Genomic DNA, 25,036 nt, shown 5'->3' on the forward strand with positions numbered 1-25,036 from the left:
CTGCTTCGGCCCTTCTGGTTCGTCTGGCGAAGCTCAATTTTCCCAATATTTCCTAAGGCTTGAGTGTCGAATCCCCGATAAGTTCAGGGATGAAACAGTCGATTCGTAATCTTATTATTTTTAGCATGTTGTTTGGTGTATCGGTGACGGGTCATGCCCAATCTGTCACACCTCTTGCAACAACGGAAGTAATCCCGACAACGGCAGCGTCGCCTGTTGTAACTGCAACATCGACGACGACAACTACGACTACGACTTCAACGCAAACTGTGTTTGACGTTTTCTATGCCCAAATGGCAGCAGAGCAGGCAGCTATCGCGAAGCAAGCGGAAGCGGAAGCCGAGGCTCAAGCCAATGCCCAAAAGCTCGCGGCTGGCATGCAGTTGGCTTTTAAGTATTGTCCGTTCTTGCAAGAATCCAACGCACAAAAAGCCCGTAAGGGAATCGCGGATATCGGTAAAAAAGCAGCTGAACAAGCGGATGATGCCAAATCCAAAGATCCGTCCATCAGTCAAAATGGCAAGCAAGAGATTGCCCAGGATAAACAGAGCGCTGACCTAGGCAAGGCCTGTGAAATCTTCATGAAAGATGGTGGGGAGACGGGCTCGGCCGGAGCGGTTGTGCTTGCGGAAGTCAGGGAAAATAAATCTGCGTTCGATGGGAAAAGACTGAAAGACATTGCGAAGCTTTGTCCAAATTATTCCAAAATGAGTGAAGAGAAAAAGAACTTGTTCTGGGTTTGGACAATGATGTCGATCGCGAAAGTTGAATCATCCTGTGATCCGGGTGCCGAGAATAAAGATGCACCTCATGGCACGGCTTATGGTTTGTTCCAGCTTGGAAAAGATCAATGCGATGGCGCTGATCTTAAAGACAAAGTTGAGAATACGAAATGTGCGGTCCGTAAATTGGCTTCCGAATTAGCCGAACGCAAAACATTGATTGCGAGTACAGCAACCGGTAAAAATGGCAATACCAACTGGGCAGCAATTTGTGAAGGTAATGCCAAAGAGTGTGGAAGAAACGGCGACTCGGTTCAAAAAACCAAAGCCCTGATCAGTCAATTTGGTGCTTGTGGTGGTAGGGTCAGCTCTAATGATGACAATTCAGCCAAGGGTGAAGAAAAGGCTGAAGCGAAGCCTAAAGGTAAACGTTCTCCTTCAGGCAAACCTCAAAAACCTCAGAAAAAGGCCATAGAGCCGCAAGTTACTTAATATTTTGAGTGATCGCATCCATCAAAGTTTTTTTGCGAATAGGCTTCGTCAGGAAGCTGGTATTGGGGATTTTTTGGGCGCGCTTCATGGTTTCTTCTAAAGCATCGGCGGTGACCAAAAGAATTGGACGTTGCGGAAGTCCCCGTTCTTTTTCAAACGCCCGCATTTTTTCAGCCGCTTCAAAACCATCCATCAACGGCATACGCACATCTAAAACGACAACGTCGCTGGGATTCGCGATGTAAGCCTCCAGGGCCTCTTTGCCGTTTTGCGTATATTTGATATTCCAAGGCTTGCCATCAAAGTATGCCATATAGAGTTCTTGATTTCCCATGTCGTCGTCAGCCACCAACAAGTTCAAACCATCAGGAATGATTTTGCGTACGGCTTCCACTTTGGGTTTGCTAAGATCCCGTGTTTCAGTACGGCGAGTGTTCTTACCGTAAAATCCAGTTGTCAGGAAAACATCCGCTAAAGATAACGGCGAAGAATCCAAAACAGGATCTGTCAGACCAGGATATTTAACCAGGATCTCGTCTTTTTTACCCAACAAGATAACGTGTCCGTGCTTGTGCAGTAATTCCATCTCGCTTGCAGCGACATTTCCTGCAGTCGCATCCAGCAGAATCCATTTATTCATCGGCAAAGACGATGGTTTCGAATTGCGAATCTCGCTGATATAATCAAGCTTGGAATAAATGATCGCCGGATGCATGGCGAGAGGTTCTGCTGCCAGCTGCATATTGATATCTTCGGAAATCAAAACGAATTCTTTGACCTGATCATCTGGGGAGCGGAATGTCTCCACCCAATTAGAACCATCCAAAACTTCCATATCTAAATCCACGCGGAACAAAGTTCCTTTTTTAGGCGCGGATTCCACATGCAGTCGACCATTTAACTTGTTAACCAACTCTTTCACGATGGCTAGGCCCAAGCCCACCCCGCCTTCCGAGAACGCGTAAGAGTTTTCAACCTGAAAGAATGCATCAAAAACTTTGTGAATCTTATCGTCTTGAATGCCAACGCCAGTATCCTCGACTTCAAAACGCAGGGTCATCGTATGACCTGGCAGCTGCTGGAGTTTGGTCACGCGGAGTATGATGTGGCCTTCGTTCGTGTATTTGCAGGCGTTACGCAAAAGGTTTAATAAAATCTGGCGAAGGCGGCTTGGATCGAAATTCACTGAAGCCGGTAAATCAAAGGCAAACTGGGAATAAAGCTGCAGATTCTTTTTGGCACAATCTCTACCGGAAATTTTTGCAATATCCGTAAGGAAGTTAATCAGATGCATGCGCTTGGGTTGGACTTGCAATTCGTTCGTGTCGGCTTTGGCTAGATCTAACAAATCCTCGATCATCGACAACAGATGGTTACCAGAGGAGCGCATGCTGCTAAGATAGTCGTGAATCTTTTTATCGGTATCCTTTTCCTCACAGAGATCGACCATCCCTAAAATCAAATTCAAAGGTGTGCGGATTTCGTGAGAGATATTTCCCAGGAAGCGGCTTTTTGCAACCAGGGCTTCTTGCAATTCTTGATGGGCGCGTTCTAGGTCGTGCGTCTTATCAATAACCAAGCGACCCACGCGACGGTTTTGCTGAACCAAGACCCAGAATAAATAGGAAATGATCAAAGTGATCAAGATACTCATGATTCCCGTGATGGTTGAGGCGTTCAGACCCTGAGATTTTTGAAAGTTAAAATGGAAGTGCACTTTCAGCGTTGTTTGCTGAGGCTCTCCCAAGCGCAAAGTTTGCAACAGGCTGTCGTCGCGGCCGATTTGGCGAGAGATGTTACCCTCCCGAATTGACTTGGAATTGTTATCTGATGTGATGATCCAGGAATTCTGATTCTTAATGTCTTCAATTTCCAGGGATTCGCTGGTGCGAAGGTCGATTTTTTCAAACAAGGAAACCAAAGGTGCCGTAAAAATGAAATAAATGTTTTCACGACTTCTTGATTGCAGAACATAAGTAATCAAAGGAACACCGTTTCGTTCGTGCAAAACGGCCCGGCTGTATTCTTTATTTCTGATGATTTCTTCAATGCCCTTAATGACCGCAGGGGAGGTCATAGTCTTGCTTTTAATCTCAGGAACTCCCGAGTTCGGGGTATTAATACGTGAAATCAGCTTTAGCTTAGGAGGGGAGGCATTGCGTTTGCCCGAAATCTGATAAATTGAAAAGCGCTGAAACACGGTATATCGCAATGATTGCCCCAGAAAGGCCATGTCACGGTAATAGTCAGCAGGACGGCTGCCAATATATTCTTCATAGGACTGAATTCTTAGAATACTATTTGATAAGAGGAGATCTAAAGATTGAATGATCTCGCGAGAGCGTTTGATGGACTCAGCACGCTGATCGGCTTGTTCTCGATCTAACATTCGTTTATGAATATAGAACGAAAGAGAGAGGCCGCAAATCAGCGTCAGAACGGGGATCCACAGAAAAAATCTTCTGGCTTTTTTTAGAATGATTTTAAGGCCACCGTTACGCTTCATCAAACCCACTCTCACAAACCGGAATGTGAACAATGTTAATTGGGTTTGAAGGTTTCTTCAAACCAATTTAATTTCAGCGTATAATCCTATTGGTAGATTAATGCAAATGAAGGAGCAGCAAGGTGGAAATAGATAGTGACTTGGTGGGCGTCAGCAAGCAGCTTAGAGCGCTTTCGGGCTTCGATTCACATGCGTTTAATCATTTATTAGAGGATACGACGGCCAATACCGTATTACGTATTTTGGCGCGGTTTTGTGTGTCATTGAATGAATGCATCCCGGCTTTGGAGCGCGGTAGCATTTCAGGTGAGTCTGAGGTGGTTTGGAAGGCTGCGCATAAACTAGCCGGGTCCGCAGAAATGCTGGGTTTCAAAGAGTTCGGTAAAAGATCTAAAGACCTTAGTTGGCAGCTGAAACAGTCGGAACATATCGGGGAAAATTTAGAAGATGTAACTCTTTATGTGGCTCAGGCGCGCCAGTTGGCTATACATCTAGAGGCCGTATTTCCTAATCAGAAGCGCTATCTTTAATAGTGGCTTTGTAGCCCGCGCTTAAAACCGTTTCCACTTTGACGGAGCTATCGCTGATCTTTTTGCGCAAGTGGCTGACGTGAGCGTCTACGGTTCTTTCTGTGACGTATTTTCCGATGCCCCAAACCTGATCGATCAACTGTTCACGGCTGAACACTTGCCCTGGTCGACTGCAAAGAATTTTTAGAATTTTAAATTCAAATGGTGTGAGCTCAACTTGTACCGAACCTTTTTGATTGCGAACTTCCACGCACATACGATTTGAATCAATAAACAAATCCCCCAGCTGAACTTGTTGCGTATTTTGCTGATAAGATTTTACGGCACGTAAACGTGCATCGACGCGGGCACGCAGTTCACTTGAATTTGGTGGCTTGGAAATATAATCATCCGCACCAATACCAAATGCTGCAACTTTACTGATGATGTCGTCATCCGTGCTCAGAATGATAATCGGAACAGGCTTTGCTTTAAAGGAATCTTTAAGATCCGGAAGTATCTTCATTCCATTTCCGTCTGGAAGTGAGATATCAAGCAGTACCATATCGAAACTATCGCGACCCGTTTGCACGATATTAAATGCCTCAGCAATAGATTCGGCTTGGGTAAGACTGTGATCTTTCAGTACCGAAGTCAGATAGATAAAGAACTCAGAGCTGTCTTCGACGCAGAGAATTTTTGCCATACAAAATGAATTTAAGCAGTGTTTTGCGAAATCATCAAATCATTTTAGCACGAAACCCAAGTGCAGCACCGATGATTAACAAAGTTGTAGGAGGTAGCCATGGATACATCACTGGCGCTCGAGAATCAAATTACCAGCGCGGTTCTATCTAATATGATGTTAGATACTGAGCCATACCGTTTTTTAATAGTAGAAGATGACATGGGCCAATGGCCTCTGTGGGAAAATATAATTCGATCTGCTTTTCCGAATGCACATATTGATTGGGAGACCTCAGAAGCTGGTGCTGAAGCCCTTTTGAGACATTCATTTCATACAGAGAAACCTTACGATTTAGTTATTTCAGACGTATTTCTTGACGGCGAGGACACCGGTATTGATTTATGGTCTAGATACGGTGAAGTGTCTGATCACTTCGTCTTCGTTAGCAGTATGAGTCTTTCGAACTTTGATGCGTTGGTGCATTCCGCCCGCAATACAACAGACAACCTGCCATTTTATCTGCAGAAGCCGCTGCAGGTGCAGAAATGTAAGGAAATAATTCAAGCGCTTTTATAAGACAGAAAAAACGATTAACCACAGGAGAAACAGCATGAATAATGTAGAACTAAGAACTGAAAATATCGCCCTTTCCGAAAGAGAACAATTGCTTATCTCATGTGGCCGCGTTTTAGAAAGACTTGCTGCGAATGCACCGTCTGACAGCCGATTGAAATTGGCTGTTGATCATGACGGCGACGACTTTGTCGTCGATGTCGAATTGGTATCGGGAGAAATGCAATTCTCCGTCGTCGCAGACGCAAAAAGTCCTTTTATGGCCCTTGAGAAAGCCAATAAAGAAGTATCTGACCGAATCAAGAAATGGTCCGCAACGCGCTTAGTGGAGACGATGCCAGCATCGGTTCAGTAAGCACCTGTCGCGACACCAGATCATGAACAAGGAAGCGTCATGAAAAATAGAATTTTGGTTGTTGAAGATGATTTAGCCCTCAAGCCGATTTGGGAGCATATTTTGCGCCGGCAGTTCACTGACTATCACTTGGACTGGGCGGTGAGCTGCGAAGAAGCGCAAAAACTTGTCAGTTCCTCGATCGTTCATGAATCACCGTATTCTCTGATTGTGACGGACGTATTCCTTTCAGGAGCGGGCACGGGCTTAGACCTGGTCCGCTTCCTGGCGCGCGCCGTAAAATCCAGCCCTATTATTCTGGTATCTATTGTCGACGAAGTCGCGTTGCGCACCAAGTACGGCGAGCTCCTGCATAATATGCAGGTCCTGACTAAGCCCATCAGTGTTCCGCAATGTGATCGCGCTTTAGATAAAATCTTTGGAGTTGATATTGCTCCCTCTAGGTAGGAGGCAAAATGCAAACCCTATCCGTCTTTCGCAAAGTTATATTAATTACCGGCTGCACTTCGGGCTTGGGTAAAGCGATTGCTGAAAAGCTAATTCGTTCTGATCGCTATCGTGTCGTGGTTACCGCCAGGGCCCCTTCTTTCGAAAAGCTGGCGTCGATCTTTCCTGAAAATGAAAACACTATGCTTCTGCCCTTGGATGTGACGCAAGATGCGGAAATTTCCGTCGCGGTGAATGAAATCTGCCGACGTTGGGAGCGAATTGACGTTTTGATTAACAACGCGGGCGTTTGTTTTCGCTCTGTGGTCGAGCATATGGATGTCAGTGCTGAAGACTTGCAGATGCGCACTAATTTTTTTGGACCGGTTAATTTAATGAAATCTGTTTTGCCTATTATGCGTGAACAGCGCAAGGGGCATATCGTTAATATCTCTTCTGTCAGTGGGATGGTGTCGATGCCCACCATGGCTTCATACAGTGCCTCCAAGCATGCTCTGGAAGGGGTGAGCGAGGCTTTGTGGTATGAATGCAGACCCTATGGCATTCATGTCAGCATCGTGCAGCCAGGCTTTATTAATTCGGCTTCGTTCAAAAATGTCGTCTTATCACCGAAGGCCCGTTTAAGTTACGAGCTCCGTGGGCCTCATTCTGAATACTATGATTCAATGGCTCCCTTTATTGAAAAGTTAATGGGGTATTCGTTCAGTCGTCCCGAAGCTGTGGCAAACAGAATTATGAAGCTGATCGAAAAGAACAATCCACCTTTGCGAACCAAGGTGACCTTGGACGCGATTGTCTTTGGAATATTAAGACGGATAATACCTGGCTCTTGGTTTCATAAGATAATGTTTTATTTTTTACCCGAGTCGAAACACTGGGGAAAATAAAAAATGGGCTCAGAAGGAGGGAACCTCTGAGCCCACGGAGGAAACTTGTATTTTAGATCTTAAGCTTGAACAGTTGGCGCTGCGACCGGTTGTGGTTGTGCTACCTGTTGTCCTTGTTGAGCGGCGTGAATTTGCTGAAGCTGCTGTTGGTTCACCACATTTTGCGCATGCTGCGCTTGTTGGTGATAGTAGTTCAGTTTCGCTACGTACTCTTTCAAAGACATGTTTTCTTGTTTCAAGATTACAGATTGGCTGAGTGCCTGTTGCAGGTGACTGAAGTAGTCTTGTGCTTCCAGGGATTTTTTATCCAATGCCATTTTCATTTCAACGATCTTAGTCTCTGCCACCGAAGTCAGATTTTTCAGGACTTCATTTTGCTGATGAGCTGAAGCCTCGACTTCACTGAAAGAAGTGCTGATTTTTTCAATCTCTTCGTTCAGTGATTTGATCGTGTTATCGCGCTCTTCAATCGTGGCCATTAAATCTGCGTTGGCTTGTTCAAGTTCAGCTTGGTCTTGTTTGAACTTTTGGATCTCGGCCTGCATTTTTTCGTACTGTTGTTCCCACAAGTCTTGCTCGCGAGCCCAAGCACTTTTTGCTTTGGCGAATTCCATTGCCGTTTCGTCCTTCAAAGCACGAGTCAGATCCAGATCACGTTGAAGAATTTTATTTCTTTCAAACATCGACTGAGAATATTTTTTCTCTTCGCTTTGAATTTGGAGGGCGCGAGCCTTCAAACCTTGAATCTCAAGTTGCAGCTGCAAACTCAATTCTAACGATTTTGCAAGATCCGAGGACATCTTGGCATTCGTTGCGCGTTCTGCGCTGAGTTGATCAGCCAACAATTTTGTCTGAGCATCCAACGTTTCAGATCCGTAAGAAACGCTCTCGAGAGATTTAATTTTCTCGCGCAATTCCTCTTGCGAACCTTTCAAGTCAGAATTGAATTTCTTCATCTGCTCTTGCATTTGCTCGTACTTTGGCTGAGTTGGATGATTCTCATCCGTGTCAGCTGTCGTGCTAAGCTCATTCAATTTATTACAAATTTCATCGAATAGTTTTTCATGCTCTGGAACGGAAGGATTTGTCATAGACTTTATTCTGGTCTATGGACCGAAGTCCGTCATTGAAAATTATTGACAAGACTTATGGCTCTCGATTTAGGTCCAGTGTGGAGGTTGTAGATGTTTGTTTCTAAGTGTTCCCGATATGTCATTGCTCTGGTTTTCACTCTCAATTCCGTTGCATTTGCGCAATCACCGGATTCGTTAGGCAGTGATATCAAACAACCTCAGCAGGCCTCTGAATATATTTTCCGCTCATCACCTAAAGAGTCGTTGATCAGTGTGCAGCTTTTGGGGGCCGTCACTAGACCCGGGATTTACTATGTTCCTCCATCCACGGATTTGTTGAAGCTGATCACTCTGGCAGGCGGCGCTGGTAGCACTGGAGATATGTCTGAAATTACGGTAAGAAAACTGGAACCAAAATCTTGGGCAGAAATTAAATCTAAAGCCGTCAGTGAATATCAAGGTGCCTACGAAGTCGATGCTGAAAAAGTCATCAAATACGGGGGAGCCAAACAATTAAAGCTCGCTCAGGATGATTTCATTTATGTTCCTTCCAAATCATATATGGTCAGTAGCGATGCCACTCGTACTATCACAGTTGTCTCTTTAGTTTTGGGAATTGCCTTGACGGCACTGCTGATTGACAAAAATTCGGGACATAACGGGGCTCACTAACATGGTTCACGCAAAGGACGCGCGTATTTTATTTTTGATAAAATGCTTGGTGGCGTTGACGTTTCTTTGCAAGGTTTCGTTAGGCGGAATACTCCCTATTCCGCGGGAAGTTCCGTATTTAATTTTTCAGCAGGGGATGCATCCTTATATCAATGTCCTTTTGACGTTTCTGTTTGGGGGGCCGTTAGTTCTTTTGTGGCTGCGAGTTCGCGCTCGCCAGCACCTTAGTGGCTTCTATAAGTTATTTGTTTTCTTTTTAATGATTGTTTTGGCGGTGCAGACTTTGCTGCAGGTTTATTACGTTAATCCCGATGAATCCGCGATCATGCAGATCGGGGCGATGCTGGTTTCGCTTTTCATGGTGGGCATTTATGGTTTGATCATTCCGAGTTTGTGGAATGCTCAAGACTTTCTAAGGTTTGTGCAGCGCTGGACGGGGGCTTTAGTTTTACTCTCGCTGGTGGTTCTGGTTCTGCATCCGGGGTCTACATTTAAAGGTGGCCGCTTTATTGGGGTCTTTAAACACATCCCTCACATGGTCACCTGTGCAACAACCGCTTTTGTTTTTTCATTAGGTACTTTTCTGCTTGAGCATAAACTGAAACATAAGATTTGGAATTCGCTGATTTTATTTGTGAGCTTCATCGCGATCATATTAACGGGAACACGTTCTTCGGCGGCAGCGGCGATGTTTGCGTTTTTACTGACCCTGATTTTACACGAAACAAGAACGACTAAGGGTCGCATGTTTAAATTCGGTGTGGTTTCATTTCTCACAACCTTTACGCTGTTCTTTGGTATGCAAAGTTACGAGCTCGCCCATGACATCGCAACGGGACACTCTTCGCTGGGTGGTCGACAGGCACAGGATGGAATTGCCTCGCGAATGGAAGAAGTCGAGCGTGGCAGTGAAATCTTTAAACAGGAACCGTGGTTAGGCCATGGTTTGATGTCTAAGTTTGCTTCCGGAAATGATGTGGACGTTTCGAACTACAATTCTTTTAAAGATCCGCACAACATTTTTGTCTCGGCAGGTGTTGTGGGAGGATGGCCTCTGTTGATACTGGCAGCGATAGCGCTCGGTTTCATGACGATCGGCGCGCTAAAGGCATTGAAATCATTTAGCATCGCGAAACGCCAGATCTCTATTTATTTGCTCGCCCATATACCAATTTTAGTGATTTATCATATTCACTTGTCTATTGGTGGTATGGCGGATCGCCTTTACTGGATGGTCTTTGGCTTCGTTGCTGCGGCCGTTTTTGAAGAGGTGCGAATTCGCTCGGCAAGTTCTACAAAGGAAACCATAAGTGCCGAACTGGGGCTACTGTCTAAGTCTTAGACGGCCATTCCGCGTGATTCCGTCTTGACTTGCACCTGAGGTCGGTACAAAAAATGCTCCACTCTCGAGCGATGAAGTCCCTTTCTAAAAAGGATGCGAAATGAAATCAGGAATCGTATTAGTTGTGACTGCGGGTATGCTGTCTTTGACTGCTTGTAATAGCGGTTTTGATGTTGCTAAACAGGATCTACAATTGTCTTTGAGTGATAACCAGGCTGCAGTTTCAATAGCAGCATGGGAAGGTTCTGAAAATCATCCCGATCGTGTTTTTGAAAAATGGCAATCTGAAATCAAAGCTAAATCACTTAAGGCGGAAGAAGTCTGTCAGGCTTTACTTGAGGCCGATGGCCCAACTCTTTCATTGATGGCACCGGAGATTGAGCGCGCGGAAAATGCGGAAATGCTTAAAGGCTGTAAAGCTGATCTTTTGGCAAAAGTTCAAAAGTTTTATGAAGATGATCGCGATAATTTGACTATGAACCTGGAAAACTTCTTTGGTGATCAGACGACACCCAGAGACTATCGTCCCGTAACTCCTCGAAAATTCCCAGACAATGTTCAGATTCGGGATATGTCGAATGGTTACTATGCCGTTAATGCGGATGTGGCTCCAGGCGAAGTTATTTTGACGTTTGACGACGGTCCTTCTGAAAAATATACGCAGATTATTTTGAAAACTTTGAAGCAAATGAATGCGAAGGCTATTTTCTTCCACTTGGGTAAGAACGTGAATGCGAATCCAAACATCGTGAAAATGGTTGCAGCTGACGGCCACTCCATTGGTGGTCACTCGATGTCTCATAGATGTCTTGCGAATAAAACGATCTGTGCAAAAAACAATGGTGGTAAGGCGCTGTCGTTTAAACAAGCCACAGAAGAAATCGCGGGCAGTATGAATGCGATTAAAAACACTCTTGGTTGGGTCGATCCATTCTTTAGATTCCCATATGGGGAGTACGATAAATCTTTAACGGCTTATTTGAATAACAAAGGCATCGGTAACTTCTATTGGAGAATCGATTCCAATGACTGGAAATCACAGACTCCATCGAATTTGATTAAAAATACGATGAACCAAGTGAAAGCGGCAGGCAAAGGCATTATCCTTTTCCACGATATTCATCAAAGAACTGCGGAAGCACTTCCAGAAATTTTGAGCCAGCTTTATAGCGGCGGTTACAAAATTGTTCTTTTGAAGCCTAAGAAAGCAATGACAGTCCCAGTCAATCCTGCTCCGTAAGGAAATTTCAGGATCTTAATCCTCATTACATAATAGACACAGGCCATCCTTGTGAAAGGGTGGCAAAACTATTACGTCGGGGGATTTTGGGGTTATGAACGATCCACATTTAGAGCCAGAACTCAGCGTTGGCGAAATCTTAAAATTATATTTGTCACACTGGCGGATGTTCGCGGTTTTTACTGCGGTCCTCTTCACGCTTAGCGTGATCGTTTACGTCGTCAAAATTCCCTACGTGGCGACGACCTCCATTATCTTTAATGACTCCCAAAATTCTGCAGTCCAAGCCTTTTCCACACAGTTCTTTGGTTTGAACAAATCTCTGCAAGAATCAAAAAAAGGCAGCAGTCTTCTTTCCAAACATATCGAGTATTTAAAAACGCGCGAATTCTTTGAAGCTGTCTTGGCGAAAATTCCAGAACGTGGTGAATCCGGACAGATTTCTCTGGAGGAACGCAAAGGTTTTGAAACATTCCGCGATAAGTATTTAGCGGAAATTGATAGTGCTCCTGAAAACAAAATAGCAGTTTTGCAAAAACTCGATCGTTGGACAAAGGCGCAGTTGGATTCTGATTTTGAAATCAAAATCGTCGCTGCCACTCCAGATCGTGCGATGTCTTTATTCCTTGTGAATACGGTTGTGCAGACTGCGGATGCGCTTTTAAGACAGCGTGAGCTTGATGAAATCGGTCGCGTTGAAAAATTCATGGCCGAGCAGAAGAAAGATGCTGATGAAAAATTGGTGACCATCGGTAAGGAACTGGCAGAGCTGCAGAATCGCGACAAGAGCATGCTGCCATTGGGTTCTAAGGATAAAATCGGAGATTACGTCAGCGAACTTTTGGTGCGCTCGAACGAATTGAAACTTAAAATCAGTCAGAATTCCAAAATGATTTCTTATCTGAACAAGGATCGCACTCCGGGAGCGGATAACTCTATGTATGGAGTGGGTGGGCAGATCGAGAATCTGAAAAATCAAAACGATATTTTGAAGGACCAACTGTCGCAGGTTCAAGCTTCCATTGAAAGTCTAAAAGCGGAATCCCGCGAGCTTCCGTTCCAGGCGCAAATGGCCGAAGATTTGAAAAAGAAATCTGAACTCGAGTTTAATCGCTATAAAGAAGTCAGCTCGGCGTTGGCTAAATTGGAATCATTGAAGCTTTCCATTGGGCGACGCTTTGATATTCTTGAGTCCGCTCGCTGGGAAACCACGGTTCCGCAAATTGGGTTGGTGGCGCTGGCGTTGCTAAGTATTCTTATCAGTCAGTTCGTGGGCTCGTTGATTATCTATTTCCGTTATCTATGGAATCCAAATGTGGTCACAGCTGAAGCCACTCGCAACTTAGTGGTGTGGGATGGCCATTCACTGGATCCGCGAGTGATCATTGAAAATTCTAAAATTAAATTGAATCTTAAACAGCCCGACAAGGACGAGACGGTGAATGTGATATGAGTTCAGTGAAAAAATCTTTTACTTATGTGGCAGCTACTTTTCTTTTGTCATCTTGCGGGAATGGTGTTGGTCAACAGATTCAAAATACAATTCAGGTAAATAGAAATGCCACTTCGTTGGCGGAATGGTCGGCATCTCCTTCTAATCCTGAAAACTTGTTTGTTCAGTGGCGTCAAGAAGCGAAGAATCTGGATGAGCAGGAAAAACTAAGTTCTCAGATTTGCAGTAAGCTTAAAGATCTGGATGGTTTGTCGCTAACGATCTTTGAGAATGAAATTCGCAATGAATTCAACAAGCCGCTGGTAATGCCCTGTCGTAAAGATTTACTGGCTCAGCTAGAAAGACATTATGCCGCCGAACGCGCGACTTTGAAAATCCGCGTGAATGCCTTGAGCCAGCAGCCTTCCGGAAATAACTTTCAGTTTCCCGAAAACGTTCAATACCGTGATGTTTCTAAAGGATATTACGCCAGAGCGGGGGATGTTGGACCAAAAGAAATCGTGATCACTTTCGATGACGGCCCCAGCGCAATTTACACTCCGTCGGTTTTAAGATCCTTAAAAGAGGTCAACGCCAAGGCGCATTTTTTTCAACTTGGAAAAAACATCCGCCAGAATTTCGATGTCACAAAAGCCGTAGCAGCTGATGGTCACGCTGTGGGAACTCACTCCATGACTCATTCCTGCCTGGCAAATACACCGACCTGCGAGCGTTTGATGTATAAGGCCCTGTCCTTTACCGAAGCCGTCGCAGAAATCAAAGGTGGCCATCAGGCAGCATTCGATACGTTGGGCTTCGTCGAACCCTTCTTTCGTTTTCCTTACGGAGAAGTCGACCCAGAGCTGCGCAACTTCCTAAATCAGAATTCAGTCGCAGAGTTTAACTGGAACATCGACAGCGAAGACTGGAAAGCCCAAACCAACGAAGAACTTCTGAGACATACTCTAGAAACCATCGACAAAAAAGGTAAAGGCATCCTCCTCATGCACGACATCCATAGAAGAACTGCAGAGGTCCTACCGCAACTATTAGCCGAGCTTTACAACCGAGGCTTCAGTGTTGTATTACTCCAACCCACGGACGCAACTGCGCGGTATAACAGCAAGCTAGTCAAGAAGCCCTTACCCTAGGCCTACTATTGATTTTAAGCTGCGTTGCTGCGTCGTCGGCGTACTGGTAGTACGCCTTCCTCCTGGCGCCTTGTTAAAATCAATATTAGGCGCCTAGGAAGCTGAGCTTGTTTGGGTGGATGCAGTTTGAAAACGGATAAAGACAGACCGTCTACTTGGCGGAAATATTCTGATGGAATGTGCAATGGGTGCCATGGGCATTGTTGTACTATGCCTGTGGAAATTAAACTGTCTGACTTAATCCGTCTTGGCGTCACTGACGAAGACGAGGCTGCGGCTGGCGTAAAAAAACTTTCGAAACGCCTGATCAAAGAAAAAATAATTATCTCCTACAGAAGCGGCACCGAATTCTTCATGCTAAGCTCCCGCCCCAACGGAGACTGCCTCTATTTACACCCAATCACGCGCCTCTGCACAGTCTACGAAAAACGCCCAGACACCTGCCGAGAATTCCCAAAAATAGGCCCCCGTCCAGGCTACTGCCCCGTAGGCCCAAAATCCAAATAACCCAACCCAGAATTCACATTGAACCCCATTTCTCCAACTGGAAAAAGAGAAGCAAACCCCAATTGTGCGGCCCCTGTATTCATTCAAAATTCGACAATTTCAGAATGAGACACCTTAAGTACAAGCTGACAAAACGCCATACTTTTCCCTCTACGAAACACTCGTTCATAGCTGGGAGGTTCGGGCACGACTGAGGCATGCCCTCACGCCGTCGACCTCCGTCGGCGCAGGATGCGCGAACCCGCCAAAGGCGGGCGACGGTGAGCCCGGATGGCGTGTCGACGGAGTGAGGGTAGGACACAGGCGGGTGCGGAATTGCCAGCTATGCCCGAGAGCCCCGTCAGAGGGAAAACGTAAAAAGTTTAGACAGCGGAAAGCCTAAGGCCGGCACTGTCTCAAATTGACCAACTTTTAAACGAATATAGGGGTTCCCCAAGTGGCATAAGGCCTGCTCTTAGAACAGTAAGACAGGAGGGCTTTTTATGAGCCTTAAAGATAATAAACTAGAAATTGCAATCATAGCCGTAGCAATCGTTTTGATTGGTGGTGTTGGCAATCTGTTTAAAGCACCTGTCCAAAGGGCACTTCAGAACTCAGAATTAAGCTTCGAGATGATTCGTCCCAAATCAATTTTGGCAGCTCTCTTCGATCTGGGCGGCCGCGAGGTTTCTCGCAGCTACGTAAATCCATTTGGTAACAAGAAGCCGACAGAAGCTGCTAAAACTACTCCAAACACGGAAGATAAAACTAAAGCAGCCGCCGCAGTAACTACTAAAACCGCTCAGAAAAAAGCTGAAGATAAAAAAGACCAAGATAAGAAACCAGAAGTTTCAGTTCGAGTTGTTGATGGCAACCCCGCATTCAAAGCTGGCGCGGATGATATCTCCACAGGTAACGGCGCTGGTGGATCTGTAGCAACAGGTGCTGGTGCGGCAGCAAATGATGGAAAAAAAGCGGGCACAGATAAAGACTCCATGACGGCGGCTCAATGGCGCAATCTGGTATTGGGTCAACCGACTAAAGAAAACGTGAATAAAATGGTTGTGGCTTATATGGATAAAGAGCTTAACGATGCTGAGTTCTACGGGATCGTGAAAGAGCTTTTGCAAAACAGCAACGCTGAAACTCAAGCTTTGGGTTTGTCAGCAGCTAGCTCATTCTATAGTTCCACGGCTTTTAATACGGTGGCATCTGGTTACAAATCCTATACGGCTGAAAACCAAACGAAGGCAATGGCTTACTTGTTGGGCTTTGCGAACGCAGGTCGCCTAAGCGCTTTAGCTTCTTCACTAAAAAGCTCGGACGAAGAAGTAGTTTCTTTGGCAGCAGAAGTTGTTGTTAAGGGATATAATTCAGCAAAAGAAGGAACAGTTTCCAGCCAAGGGAACCGTTCACGTGGTGACGCATTTGAAAATTCACTGAAAAACTACACTCAATTCGTGGCGATCTTTAAAGAACTTCAAGGTAGCACTAACTCAGAGATCGCTTCTTTGGCGGGAACTGCTTTGAGTCAAATTCAATCCGGTGTTGCAACTCTATAAGAGCTGGACAGCCTAAGGCATTTGCGATGACAATAGTTCCATGAAACTGGGTCATCGCTTTTTAATTTTCTTATTCACACTTATCTGTGCGCAAGCGCATGCGATGACCGATCTTCCCCGCAATCTTTCCACGCCAGATCAAATCCGTATGCTAGAGATTTTGGGCTATGGTTCAGCCGCCAAAATCCTAGGCGATCCATATCCATTGGGCGGGTATTCTGGGGTTGAGATTGGTCTTGCGACTCAGTTTATTCCTGTGGGCGATTTAGCCAGCATGGGCTCGGGTACGGAAGATAAAGGGGAGCTTTCCTATTCCACTTTGAGTTTGGGAAAAGGCCTTTTTTATAACATTGATACCTTCGTGTATTTCTCTCCATCCATTCAGAATGAAGAGATGCAAAACTTCGGCGGCCAATTCCGTTGGGGATTTTATGAAGCGCCCTTTTTCCCGATTTCTTTTTCAGCCCTTTTATACGCGGGCGGAGCCAATATTCAAAACCTGGTGAATATCTCAACAATTGGGTGGGATTTAATAGGGACTGTGAACATGGAAAACGTCGCTTTGTATTTCGGCTGGGGACGTATTCGTGCACAAGGAACCTTCATTGGTGGTTCCGGGGGTATCACGGCTTCGGGAGATACCGAATCTCAAAATATCTCTGAAGATCACACCTTCTTTGGCGTAAATGTGGAAATATCCAAAGCCTTTATTGCTTTGGAAGTCGACCGTTATACTGATTCAGTTTACAGCGGAAAATTAGGCTACAGATTCTAATTCTGTTGCGCTTTTTCGATCAGTTTCGTCGTGGATTTGCCATCGATGAACTGCAAAGACATCACCTGACCGCCATAGCTTGTAACGAAAGTTCCACCAACGATTTGTTCGATTTTCCAGTCGCCACCTTTAACCAAGATGTCGGGTTTTACTTTTTTGATCAGATTTTCTGGAGTGTCTTCAGTAAAGATCACGGAAAAACCCACGCAACCCAAAGCTGCCAGGATTTCTGCACGATCGTTTTCAATTTGTACAGGACGAGTCGGGCCTTTAAGGCGTTTTACGCTGGCGTCGGAGTTTACTCCTACAACCAACACGTCACCCAATGAACGAGCTTCCTGCAAGTAGCGAACATGTCCCACATGCAGAAGATCGAAACAGCCATTTGTGAATACGATTTTTTTACCTTCGGAACGAAGCGGAGCCAAGGCTTCAGCGATATCATCGAACTTGCGAACTTGGCCCATGGGGAACCTATACTTTCTTAAGCAGACGAGCGCCAGTGATTTGACCGGCGTAGTCTTTATTCATCAGAGCGGACAAAATCGGGAATACAATGAAACCCGTAGCGATCACCAAAGCGCTGCGAGCAGCAACTTTAAGGCAGAACATACCAGATGCAAGATCAGCTGGCGTACCTACACGTTGATCGAAAGCCCATTCACCCGGAGTTGCACCCATAAAGATGCGATTCAAAGAAAGATAAACGAAAGACACACAAGCAAAGATGGATACGATCGCCAGGTAAACGAAGTAGTTCTCATCCGGTTGAGTCAAGTTTGCCACAAGATCAATTCTTGCGATAGACACCAACAAAATCAGGCACAGAAGGCTGGCTGCCATAACAAGCATTCCATCCAATAGACCTGCAGAAAAACTGAAAACAGTCGATTTGTATTCTTCTTTAGTTTGCGCAATGATCTTGGTTTTTGATTTCTCATCAAATTCCAAACGGCGATTTTTTTGAAGAGTTTTAAGAATCTCATCAACCGCCGCTGTCGAGCTTGAAGGATTTGCTTCGCCGCCCACTTCTGTGAGGTAACCTGGAGCAGAAGGAACAGATGAAGTTGCTGGGCTGGACTTTTTGCGAGGAAGTGGTGGGCGAAGTGGATCAACCGAATTTTCTTCGATCAATTCCAAACCCTGGTTTTTCAAAAGAGCAGGTGACGGAGAAGCCGAAAAAGAATCAGCTTCCGTTTCAAATTTAGCGGCCGCAGCTTTCTTTTTATGGAAACCTAGACCATCCGTCAGGGGCTTAAATTCAAACTCTTCGAAAGGATCCATTCCTTCTCCTTAAACCATCAGATCAAAGTCATACTTTAGGACTGATACCAGGGCCATGCAAGCCGTTTCGACTCGCAAAACCTGGGGTCCCAAGGTGACTGGATGAAGGCCTAGGTCCTGGAATTTCTGAACTTCGGAATGGGAAAAGCCGCCTTCGCTGCCCACGATAATCCAAATGTTCGTGATACCGGCAGGGTGAGACGCTTTTACTTTGCTGACGTATTCTTTAATGCTTAGCGTTGATGGGCCTTCATATGCAAATAGACCCACGGAAGAGTCATTTTGGTTAATGAGGCCCGCAAGCTTATCAAAGTTCACGGCGGCTGGAACTTTCATCAAATCACCACGACCGGATTGTTGGGTCGCTGACTTCACGATTTTATCCCAGCGCTCTGTTTTGTTATCAGAGATTTTTTCGCCCGAACGGACAAAGCTGAATTCAGAGAAAAAAGGCTGGATGCTTTTTACGCCCATTTCCACAGCTTTTTCCATCACCGCATCCATCACAGGGAAGCGCGAAATAGAAAGAGCTAAATGGACATGGGGAGTTTTCAAAGGTGGAATGTCCCGTTCTTCAATCACTTGAGCGGTCGCGGATTTTTTGGAAACTTGAGTGACTTCGACAAAGTATGCTTTGCTGTCTTCTGTAAGAACTTCGAATTTGGAACCGACATCCTGACGGCAAACATCGAAGATGTGATGAAACACATCTCCAGAGAAATTAACCTGATCACCGAACAGATCTTTTTTTTCGATCCAATAGCGTCTCATCGAAAGATACCTTATGCGTTTTCTGTAGATTTAGCCCAGTAACCAACCCATTCATCTTTTTCAAGACGACGAACAACCTCAAGGTTTGTTCCTTCAAAGAATTTTTCAAAGAAGTGGTTGTCACGCTCTTCCAAAATACCTGTTAGCAAAATGTGCCCGCCCGGTTTTAGAACGCGTAAAAGATCTTTTTTGATATTGATCAAAACGCCATCGATGATGTTGGCGACAACAACATCGTAAGGTCCGCGGATTTCATCCAATTGTGTTTCCGGAATATCAATTTGTGGCAGCTTATTTAATTTCACATTGTCACGAGCTACGCGACGAGCTTCGGGATCGATTTCGATACCTGTTACCAAGCCCATGCCGCTCATTTGTGCAAGCATCGCCAGGATCGCAGTACCCGTGCCGACATCAAGCAAGGCCCAGTCAGCCAGATTCGCTTTGTGTTTTTCTGCCAATTTGTTGATGAAGAAAGCCATCATCTGGGTTGTCGCGTGAGTACCAGTACCGAACGCCATTCCTGGATCGATATAGATCGCATGTTTACATTCAGGTGGGGGAGTCAACCAAGACGGCACAACCCAGAAATCACCGATCAAGCGGAAAGGTACGAATCCTTTTTTCCACTCTTCTAACCAGTCTTTGTTTTCTTCTTCAAAGATTTGCCATTTGATCATGGCGCTGAATTCAGTCAGGCCTTTGAAGAAATCTTGATCAGGATTCTGTGGGAAGAATACGTCCAACTCGTGAGTCGGAACGTTTACCAGGGTCGGATCGTAAGTAAGATCGGGTTGGGTGAAGACCAAAGCTTCAGTGACGCCGGAGGCGCCACAACTGAAACTGTGTGTAGTAATAACGTCTTCAAGATCTGCAGGAACCTGGCTTAGGCGAACACGGAAATATTTATTGTCACTCATGCCCTGAGTTGTTACCAGAATCCGCCACTTTTTCAAGCTTTTCCCCTGTATTAACCGGAGCTTGAGCAAGGGCCTTTTCTGGTGCAGTCAATGCCATAGGAGCCTGTAATTCCTTCGCAGCTGGAGCTGCTGGGGCAGTCGCTAGGCCGACAGGCGCGGCAGCAGGAGCGGTTACCGCTACGGCCACCGTCGTCATTGTAGCTGATTGAACGGGAGGGACTTCAGCTACTTTTTTTCTTTTAGGTTTCGAATTGTCAATAAAGGAACCACGGGTTTCAATACGATCCCCGGTCATAATTCCCACTTGCTCAAGCATCGGAAGGTCATCTCTGGAAAGCAAAGTGAATTCACGAGCCACAGCAACTTTGTCGTAAATAGCGATGATTTTTAGCTGGCCCACAGGCACCAGGATTTCGCCAACAGCATTTGCCCCTGAGGCATCGCGCACATTGATTTTGCGAACAGCGGTGACGACCATGTTTTTCTTAAGGCCCGAGCTTGCATCGGCGGCTATGTAAAAATCTTTGTAAGGCTCTTCATCATTGGCCAAGGTGATATTGCGACGAACATCAACGATTGTCAGTGAAGCACTGGCTGCGCGAGCAGGTGCTGTGTGAAGCAGGCTAGAGAGTAGTAAAGCTAGCAACATAATTGAACCCTTCCATGGTTTCTTCATGGCTTATCGGGCGTCTTATTTTGAAACTTAAATGAGCTTGCGAGAGCTGGACTAACTGCCAGCAAAGCGAAGCTATTGAGAAACGATGGCACCTTGAATGGACGAGTATACTTTGTATTTACCCGTATCAGTTGTCTGCTCGATTTCAGAAAGATAGTTACCCACGGAGCTTTGCACTTTATAACCGGAAGCCGTTGAACCGTCCTGAGTAGAACCAGAGACCAGACCCGTAGCTTTAGATGGGGCCTTTGCCGAAATGACAGCATTCAAGTCTTCAAGAGAAGCTTCCAATGAACAACCAGAAGCCATCACCATCACGGCAAGCAACACCAGCTTTTTCATTTCAAACCTCCTTAAAAAACGAACTGTCTTAAATACTTATCGGAGTTTTCCAGCGGATCATTAAGCAATCTCATTCTGAGACAAATCAAGTCTAACTAATGATGTTTCCTAGAGTTATTTCGCGGCTGCTTTTTCCAAAGCATTCAAGCGCTGTTCGAGCGCGCGCAGTCGAGACTCTTGGGATTGCTCGTTGTTTTTCAATCGAGAATTCTCTTCTTTCAAAGATGCGATTTCGCGATTCTGTTTTTCTAATTCAGAGTGAATTCCTTGTGAATCCGCAGCCCATTTTGCATGAAGCTCTTTTACGGCCTCAATGAGGGGGCCTATTAACATCGAGTATGCCACCGATTTAATTCCAGTGTTGTGATCTTCGCTGACGGCCTCTGGGAAAATCTTTTCGACTTCTTGGGCGATGACTCCCAACTCCCGACGGTCGCTCAAGTTAATTTCCGGATGAACACTGTGATTCCATTGATAGCTGACGCCACGCAAGTTTTCGATTTTCTCTAGGGCATCGGGTATAGTGTAGACCTCTTTTTTTAGGCGGCTATCAGATAAGTTGTTATAGGCTGAAGTGCCGGCCACTGAGCCATTGACGTGTAAAGTGTAAGAGGGAAGAACCACGCCAATACCGATTCGTCCATTGTCGTTCATGTACATCACATCACGATAAAGAGAACCTTGAGTAGCATCATGAACGCGGAACCAATAGCCACCTCCATAGGTTTTCCCGGCGGTGTTGTCGGCAACTATCGTATCATTCAATTCTTGACCTAATCGCAGATGTGAAAAATTCGATCCGCTATTTACTATAATGTTGCCGCGAACTTCCAGTACTTCATTCGGAGTGGTAGTGCCGATACCCACGAAGCCTTCAGAAGTGATGCGCATTCTTTCTGCTTCAGTTTGACTTAACTTTGGAACTGTTACGAAGGTTAAGTGTCCTCCACCAGCGGTGTTTGTGAAGTTTTCGGCAGCATAAGCGCGAATACCAGCTGAATTGGCGTTGGTGTAGGCCCCTGTTTGGTCGGTGCCATTGAAATTAATTTGGCCGAGTGGATTGTTGATCAGTGTTTGCGATGAAGCCACGCCCATCGCTCCGTTTGAAGTACTCATGGTAATTCCGGCGCCCAGTCCAGTGGTGCCATCCGTACGATGCAATTTGATGCTAGAGTTCGCCCAAACATTTCCTGAGATAGTTAACGGATACGTTGGACTGGAAGTTCCGATCCCAACGTAACCGTTAAAGTAATTCTTGGCGGCCGCATCCATTTGGTAAATACCATATCTGTTCGTGACTGTCGCGCCGGTGCCACGACTGCCTAAGTAGATATCGTACATGTCGGTGATCGTACCTGTCGCTGTGTACGGATTAACTAACAGCCCAATTGCGGTATTGGTTACGGGAGTGTTTGCTGGTATGGCGTTTTCGTGTCCGTATGTAATGGTGATGCCTCTCATAGAGTTCACCGTTCCGTTGTCGGTACTGCCTGTATAACGATTGCGGGCGGCATTGACCCACAAAGCATCAGAGCTTGAATTGACTGTTACACCCGCTGGCACATTGAATGAAAGGCCTGCGGATACTGCTTGAGAAGCCAGCGTAGAGTTTGCTGCAGGTGTAACCCGCATCCAGCTGCCGAAAGAACCAAAAGTGCCTGAAGTGGCAGTGTTGTTATAAAGTGAATTGCTATAAGTATTGGTTTCAATTGAATTGAAATCAGTGGGGAAAGTTGATTTATCTCCGAACAATGCGCCACCGAAAACAGTGAGTGGAGATGTTGGCGAAGTTGTGCCTATGCCAACTTTACCGGGTTCAGTTATATGAAAATTTGGTGTGTACCCTTTGTGACCCAGGCTTAAACGGCGTTGAGTAGAATCAGATGAGTTATAATTGTATTCGATGATACCAGCTTGATAATTTGAATAAGCTTTTCCAACGATGATGTTTGTTTTGCTATAGGTATCTCCGATATTTGGAGAGGTCGCCGCAAAAGTGGTCAGTCCTGAAATTGAGGCGTTGGTATTTTCTAACAAGACCAGTGGTGCTGCACCATTTGGGAGCAAATTGCTTACGTGCAGAATTGAAGTGGGAGAACTCGTACCCAAGCCCACGTTACTAGATGAAGTATAAAGCGGCGAATTTGCCAGTGTTGAGGCCGCATTATAATAAGGAAGGTAGCCGGCTGTTCCAGGTCCCGAAATAGTTCCGCTGGGTAAATCCGTCGAAGCGAGAGCGCGGAAAGTAGGCGCTGCTGTACCGGAAGTCGGACCGGCAAAGATCAATCCTGCGGCTTGATTTGAAAAGTTTGCTCCGCTGACTAAGATATCCGCGCAGACAAAGGTATCGGTCAAGGTTTGCCATACCAGCGTTTGTGAGTTCGTACAGTTATTTGGAATTTGCGTTAAACCCGCGACCGATTTCAAATCCGTAAAGTTAAAATAGGATGCTGACCAGTTTGTAGTATTCCAACGAAGCACCTGAGCATTTCCAGACCCTGATGAAATGGAAATTGCGGGAGTTGTTCCACCCGTTGCCACCGACAGGGGAGCCGTCGCCGTCACATTTGTCACAGTACCCGCATTGGGTGTGATCCATTTAAGGCCCGCTGTTTGTGAGCTATCCGAAGAAAGAACTTGTCCATCAGTTCCCGCTGGCAACCGAACATTGTTCGAGCTATCACGAGTTAGCAAATCACCTTTTGAGCTGAGAGGGCTTAAAGCGTTGAATCCCGCAGTTGCTGAAGACTGCCCGGTGCCACCTTTGGCGATGGGTACCACTGCTGAAAGTCCTGCAGGATTTAGATTTGTCAGTGCAGAACCATCAACTGCTGGCAGTTTTGAAGTCCCATCTAACTGCACAATTTGACCGGGGCCTGTTCCAACATCTGCACTTATTGTGACGGTGCCAGAGCTGCCACCACCCGTAAGACCCGTTCCTGCGGAGACGCCTGATAAAGTACCACCGCCTCCACCAGAGGCGCCCAATAGATCCCATGTCGTACCGTTATCGCGATAGATTTCTTTGGTATCAGTCGAGATATATAAATTGCCAGCAGTACCCGCTGATTTGGAAGCATTCAATCCGGATTTTATTCCGGGAGTGCCACCTTGATTGCGAACTGCATCCGTAATCCCGTAACCACTTAATGTGTTTGGTACACCAGTCGTGATTTTTGAATAATCCAACGAGGGAATATCTGCGGGAGAAAGAGTGGCGACACCGCTTGTAACTCGGCCCTGAATATCAGTCGTTACTTTATAGTAAGTTCCGGCAGTTCCCACATTGTCCAAGGTAAGCACCGGAGTCGTAGTTCCATTTGAAACAGTGATTTGACCTGCAGTTCCGGTGACAGATGTAACTGTGCCACTTCCGCCAGCAGAGATTGTTGCGGGAGCCCATTTACTGCCGTCGAACTTTAGCACTTGTCCAGTTGTCGGTGCCGTCGTGTCGATCGCGACGCCTTTAATTTTGTCTACCGACGTTGCTGTAGAGGATCCATTCACATCACCAACTAATGTCAGAGAGGAAATGCTGGTGCATGCGAGCACCGAACCATTCCAAGAAAGAAAGCTATTGGCACCACAAGTAGGAATGCTGGCTTTCAAAATGAAATCACTGACAGATTTACCATTCAAAGATTGGGCTGTATCGGCACCGGAAGCATATGCCGCATAAGGAACGGAACGGATTTCCGTATCAGGGGTGATTAACTGCCAACCGGTACCATCATGAAACTGCACTCGAAGCAGCCGCGAATGATTTATTGAGGGTGTATATGAACTCGCTACGTTATTGCTCGCATCTCCACAATCCAAATCTTGGGAGTTATCAAAAATGCTTAAAAGAGTTTTCGTCGGGGAGGCTGGGAATAGTTTGCTGCCAGTTCCAATCGGAACATCAAAGATACCATTGGAGTTTGTCATATTCACGCCGGATTTTTGTTCGCGATAGATAACGCAATTTCCGGAGGGATTGGTGATTTCAAAAAGAAAGCTGACGTTGGCCGCTTCAAATGCGGTGCCATCAGGTCGAACGATTCGTCCTTGATACGAAAGCGAATTCGGCACAGCCATGGCCAAGTCCGCAAGCAATAGTAATGACAGAAGATACGTTCCATGTTTCATCAT

At 45.7% G+C, this 25,036-nt stretch carries 24 protein-coding genes; 14 read left to right on the forward strand and 10 right to left on the reverse strand.

The window, feature by feature from the left end:
• Positions 1-89 precede the first annotated feature (89 nt).
• Positions 90-1,214, forward strand: coding sequence for a hypothetical protein (locus tag DOM22_RS02835; RefSeq protein WP_142698930.1), 1,125 nt, complete (start codon positions 90-92; stop codon positions 1,212-1,214).
• On the opposite strand, the gene DOM22_RS02840 is transcribed toward DOM22_RS02835, so the two are convergent.
• Positions 1,207-3,720, reverse strand: a complete 2,514-nt coding sequence (locus DOM22_RS02840; protein ID WP_142698931.1) for an ATP-binding protein — start codon at positions 3,718-3,720, stop codon at positions 1,207-1,209. The two genes, DOM22_RS02835 and DOM22_RS02840, sit on opposite strands and share 8 nt — an antisense overlap.
• Positions 3,721-3,842: 122 nt before the next feature.
• On the opposite strand from DOM22_RS02840, the gene DOM22_RS02845 reads away from it, so the two are divergent.
• Complete coding sequence (locus DOM22_RS02845; RefSeq protein ID WP_142698932.1) at positions 3,843-4,250, forward strand: Hpt domain-containing protein; 408 nt, start codon at positions 3,843-3,845, stop codon at positions 4,248-4,250.
• Here the strand turns inward: DOM22_RS02845 and DOM22_RS02850 are convergent.
• Positions 4,228-4,935, reverse strand: coding sequence for a response regulator transcription factor (locus DOM22_RS02850; RefSeq protein WP_142698933.1), 708 nt, complete (start codon positions 4,933-4,935; stop codon positions 4,228-4,230). The genes DOM22_RS02845 and DOM22_RS02850 overlap by 23 nt on opposite strands.
• Before the next feature lie 99 nt (positions 4,936-5,034).
• Here DOM22_RS02850 and DOM22_RS02855 point away from each other — a divergent pair, with 99 nt between their 5' ends.
• Genes DOM22_RS02855 through DOM22_RS02870 form a run of 4 tightly spaced genes read left to right on the forward strand, consistent with a single transcriptional unit; the run spans position 5,035 to position 7,179 of the window.
• A complete protein-coding gene (locus tag DOM22_RS02855) occupies positions 5,035-5,493 on the forward strand; it encodes a hypothetical protein (protein ID WP_142698934.1) in 459 nt (152 codons plus the stop codon).
• A 34-nt stretch (positions 5,494-5,527) separates the two neighbouring features.
• Positions 5,528-5,845: a hypothetical protein gene (locus DOM22_RS02860; RefSeq protein WP_142698935.1), complete on the forward strand. Its 318-nt coding sequence runs from the start codon at positions 5,528-5,530 to the stop codon at positions 5,843-5,845.
• A 39-nt stretch (positions 5,846-5,884) separates the two neighbouring features.
• Positions 5,885-6,292: a response regulator gene (locus tag DOM22_RS02865; protein ID WP_142698936.1), complete on the forward strand. Its 408-nt coding sequence runs from the start codon at positions 5,885-5,887 to the stop codon at positions 6,290-6,292.
• 8 nt (positions 6,293-6,300) lie between these two features.
• Positions 6,301-7,179: an SDR family oxidoreductase gene (locus tag DOM22_RS02870; RefSeq protein ID WP_142698937.1), complete on the forward strand. Its 879-nt coding sequence runs from the start codon at positions 6,301-6,303 to the stop codon at positions 7,177-7,179.
• 59 nt (positions 7,180-7,238) lie between these two features.
• On the opposite strand, the gene DOM22_RS02875 is transcribed toward DOM22_RS02870, so the two are convergent.
• Positions 7,239-8,270, reverse strand: a complete 1,032-nt coding sequence (locus DOM22_RS02875; RefSeq protein ID WP_246845825.1) for a hypothetical protein — start codon at positions 8,268-8,270, stop codon at positions 7,239-7,241.
• A gap of 93 nt (positions 8,271-8,363) precedes the next feature.
• Here DOM22_RS02875 and DOM22_RS02880 point away from each other — a divergent pair, with 93 nt between their 5' ends.
• From DOM22_RS02880 to DOM22_RS02915, 8 genes are all read left to right on the forward strand, one after another.
• On the forward strand, positions 8,364-8,924 hold the full coding sequence (locus DOM22_RS02880; protein ID WP_142698939.1) for an SLBB domain-containing protein: 561 nt from the start codon (positions 8,364-8,366) through the stop codon (positions 8,922-8,924).
• Between the two features lie 49 nt (positions 8,925-8,973).
• Positions 8,974-10,266: an O-antigen ligase gene (locus DOM22_RS02885; protein ID WP_246845826.1), complete on the forward strand. Its 1,293-nt coding sequence runs from the start codon at positions 8,974-8,976 to the stop codon at positions 10,264-10,266.
• 100 nt (positions 10,267-10,366) lie between these two features.
• Positions 10,367-11,506 carry a polysaccharide deacetylase family protein gene (locus tag DOM22_RS02890; protein WP_142698940.1) on the forward strand — a complete coding sequence of 380 codons (1,140 nt, stop codon included), beginning with the start codon at positions 10,367-10,369 and terminating at the stop codon, positions 11,504-11,506.
• A gap of 94 nt (positions 11,507-11,600) precedes the next feature.
• Positions 11,601-12,959: a hypothetical protein gene (locus DOM22_RS02895; protein ID WP_142698941.1), complete on the forward strand. Its 1,359-nt coding sequence runs from the start codon at positions 11,601-11,603 to the stop codon at positions 12,957-12,959.
• On the forward strand, positions 12,956-14,089 hold the full coding sequence (locus tag DOM22_RS02900; RefSeq protein WP_142698942.1) for a polysaccharide deacetylase family protein: 1,134 nt from the start codon (positions 12,956-12,958) through the stop codon (positions 14,087-14,089). The genes DOM22_RS02895 and DOM22_RS02900 overlap by 4 nt, the downstream gene beginning before the upstream one ends.
• Before the next feature lie 177 nt (positions 14,090-14,266).
• A complete protein-coding gene (locus tag DOM22_RS02905) occupies positions 14,267-14,596 on the forward strand; it encodes a YkgJ family cysteine cluster protein (protein ID WP_142702084.1) in 330 nt (109 codons plus the stop codon).
• Positions 14,597-15,078: 482 nt separating this feature from the next.
• Complete coding sequence (locus DOM22_RS02910) at positions 15,079-16,137, forward strand: hypothetical protein (RefSeq protein WP_142698943.1); 1,059 nt, start codon at positions 15,079-15,081, stop codon at positions 16,135-16,137.
• A 40-nt stretch (positions 16,138-16,177) separates the two neighbouring features.
• On the forward strand, positions 16,178-16,912 hold the full coding sequence (locus DOM22_RS02915; RefSeq protein ID WP_142698944.1) for a hypothetical protein: 735 nt from the start codon (positions 16,178-16,180) through the stop codon (positions 16,910-16,912).
• Here DOM22_RS02915 and rfaE2 read toward each other — a convergent pair.
• From rfaE2 to DOM22_RS02950, 7 genes are all read right to left on the reverse strand, one after another.
• Positions 16,909-17,379, reverse strand: a complete 471-nt coding sequence (rfaE2, locus tag DOM22_RS02920; protein WP_142698945.1) for a D-glycero-beta-D-manno-heptose 1-phosphate adenylyltransferase — start codon at positions 17,377-17,379, stop codon at positions 16,909-16,911. The two genes, DOM22_RS02915 and rfaE2, sit on opposite strands and share 4 nt — an antisense overlap.
• Before the next feature lie 7 nt (positions 17,380-17,386).
• On the reverse strand, positions 17,387-18,196 hold the full coding sequence (locus DOM22_RS02925; RefSeq protein WP_142698946.1) for an RDD family protein: 810 nt from the start codon (positions 18,194-18,196) through the stop codon (positions 17,387-17,389).
• 9 nt (positions 18,197-18,205) lie between these two features.
• Entirely contained in the window at positions 18,206-18,967 is a 762-nt protein-coding gene (locus tag DOM22_RS02930; protein WP_142698947.1) for a 16S rRNA (uracil(1498)-N(3))-methyltransferase, read from the reverse strand.
• 11 nt (positions 18,968-18,978) lie between these two features.
• On the reverse strand, positions 18,979-19,923 hold the full coding sequence (locus tag DOM22_RS02935; protein WP_246845827.1) for a 50S ribosomal protein L11 methyltransferase: 945 nt from the start codon (positions 19,921-19,923) through the stop codon (positions 18,979-18,981).
• A complete protein-coding gene (locus DOM22_RS02940; RefSeq protein ID WP_246845828.1) occupies positions 19,880-20,563 on the reverse strand; it encodes a hypothetical protein in 684 nt (227 codons plus the stop codon). The genes DOM22_RS02935 and DOM22_RS02940 overlap by 44 nt, the downstream gene beginning before the upstream one ends.
• A gap of 72 nt (positions 20,564-20,635) precedes the next feature.
• The gene (locus DOM22_RS02945) at positions 20,636-20,905 is read right to left on the reverse strand and encodes a hypothetical protein (RefSeq protein ID WP_168196536.1); all 270 of its coding nucleotides are present in this window, start codon (positions 20,903-20,905) and stop codon (positions 20,636-20,638) included.
• Positions 20,906-21,019: 114 nt separating this feature from the next.
• On the reverse strand, positions 21,020-25,036 hold the full coding sequence (locus tag DOM22_RS02950) for a tail fiber domain-containing protein (protein ID WP_142698949.1): 4,017 nt from the start codon (positions 25,034-25,036) through the stop codon (positions 21,020-21,022).

The sequence above is a fragment of the Bdellovibrio sp. ZAP7 genome (assembly GCF_006874645.1).
Classification (GTDB): Bacteria; Bdellovibrionota; Bdellovibrionia; order Bdellovibrionales; family Bdellovibrionaceae; genus Bdellovibrio.

Coding starts and splice junctions, on each gene's coding strand:
- DOM22_RS02835 (WP_142698930.1), top strand. CDS start 90: ATGAAACAGTCGATTCGTAATCTTATTATTTTTAGCATGTTGTTTGGT.
- DOM22_RS02840 (WP_142698931.1), bottom strand. CDS start 3,720: ATGAAGCGTAACGGTGGCCTTAAAATCATTCTAAAAAAAGCCAGAAGA.
- DOM22_RS02850 (WP_142698933.1), bottom strand. CDS start 4,935: ATGGCAAAAATTCTCTGCGTCGAAGACAGCTCTGAGTTCTTTATCTAT.
- DOM22_RS02855 (WP_142698934.1), top strand. CDS start 5,035: ATGGATACATCACTGGCGCTCGAGAATCAAATTACCAGCGCGGTTCTA.
- DOM22_RS02860 (WP_142698935.1), top strand. CDS start 5,528: ATGAATAATGTAGAACTAAGAACTGAAAATATCGCCCTTTCCGAAAGA.
- DOM22_RS02865 (WP_142698936.1), top strand. CDS start 5,885: ATGAAAAATAGAATTTTGGTTGTTGAAGATGATTTAGCCCTCAAGCCG.
- DOM22_RS02870 (WP_142698937.1), top strand. CDS start 6,301: ATGCAAACCCTATCCGTCTTTCGCAAAGTTATATTAATTACCGGCTGC.
- DOM22_RS02875 (WP_246845825.1), bottom strand. CDS start 8,270: ATGACAAATCCTTCCGTTCCAGAGCATGAAAAACTATTCGATGAAATT.
- DOM22_RS02880 (WP_142698939.1), top strand. CDS start 8,364: ATGTTTGTTTCTAAGTGTTCCCGATATGTCATTGCTCTGGTTTTCACT.
- DOM22_RS02890 (WP_142698940.1), top strand. CDS start 10,367: ATGAAATCAGGAATCGTATTAGTTGTGACTGCGGGTATGCTGTCTTTG.
- DOM22_RS02895 (WP_142698941.1), top strand. CDS start 11,601: ATGAACGATCCACATTTAGAGCCAGAACTCAGCGTTGGCGAAATCTTA.
- DOM22_RS02900 (WP_142698942.1), top strand. CDS start 12,956: ATGAGTTCAGTGAAAAAATCTTTTACTTATGTGGCAGCTACTTTTCTT.
- DOM22_RS02905 (WP_142702084.1), top strand. CDS start 14,267: ATGTGCAATGGGTGCCATGGGCATTGTTGTACTATGCCTGTGGAAATT.
- DOM22_RS02910 (WP_142698943.1), top strand. CDS start 15,079: ATGAGCCTTAAAGATAATAAACTAGAAATTGCAATCATAGCCGTAGCA.
- DOM22_RS02915 (WP_142698944.1), top strand. CDS start 16,178: ATGAAACTGGGTCATCGCTTTTTAATTTTCTTATTCACACTTATCTGT.
- rfaE2 (WP_142698945.1), bottom strand. CDS start 17,379: ATGGGCCAAGTTCGCAAGTTCGATGATATCGCTGAAGCCTTGGCTCCG.
- DOM22_RS02925 (WP_142698946.1), bottom strand. CDS start 18,196: ATGGATCCTTTCGAAGAGTTTGAATTTAAGCCCCTGACGGATGGTCTA.
- DOM22_RS02930 (WP_142698947.1), bottom strand. CDS start 18,967: ATGAGACGCTATTGGATCGAAAAAAAAGATCTGTTCGGTGATCAGGTT.
- DOM22_RS02940 (WP_246845828.1), bottom strand. CDS start 20,563: ATGAAGAAACCATGGAAGGGTTCAATTATGTTGCTAGCTTTACTACTC.
- DOM22_RS02945 (WP_168196536.1), bottom strand. CDS start 20,905: ATGAAAAAGCTGGTGTTGCTTGCCGTGATGGTGATGGCTTCTGGTTGT.
- DOM22_RS02950 (WP_142698949.1), bottom strand. CDS start 25,036: ATGATGAAACATGGAACGTATCTTCTGTCATTACTATTGCTTGCGGAC.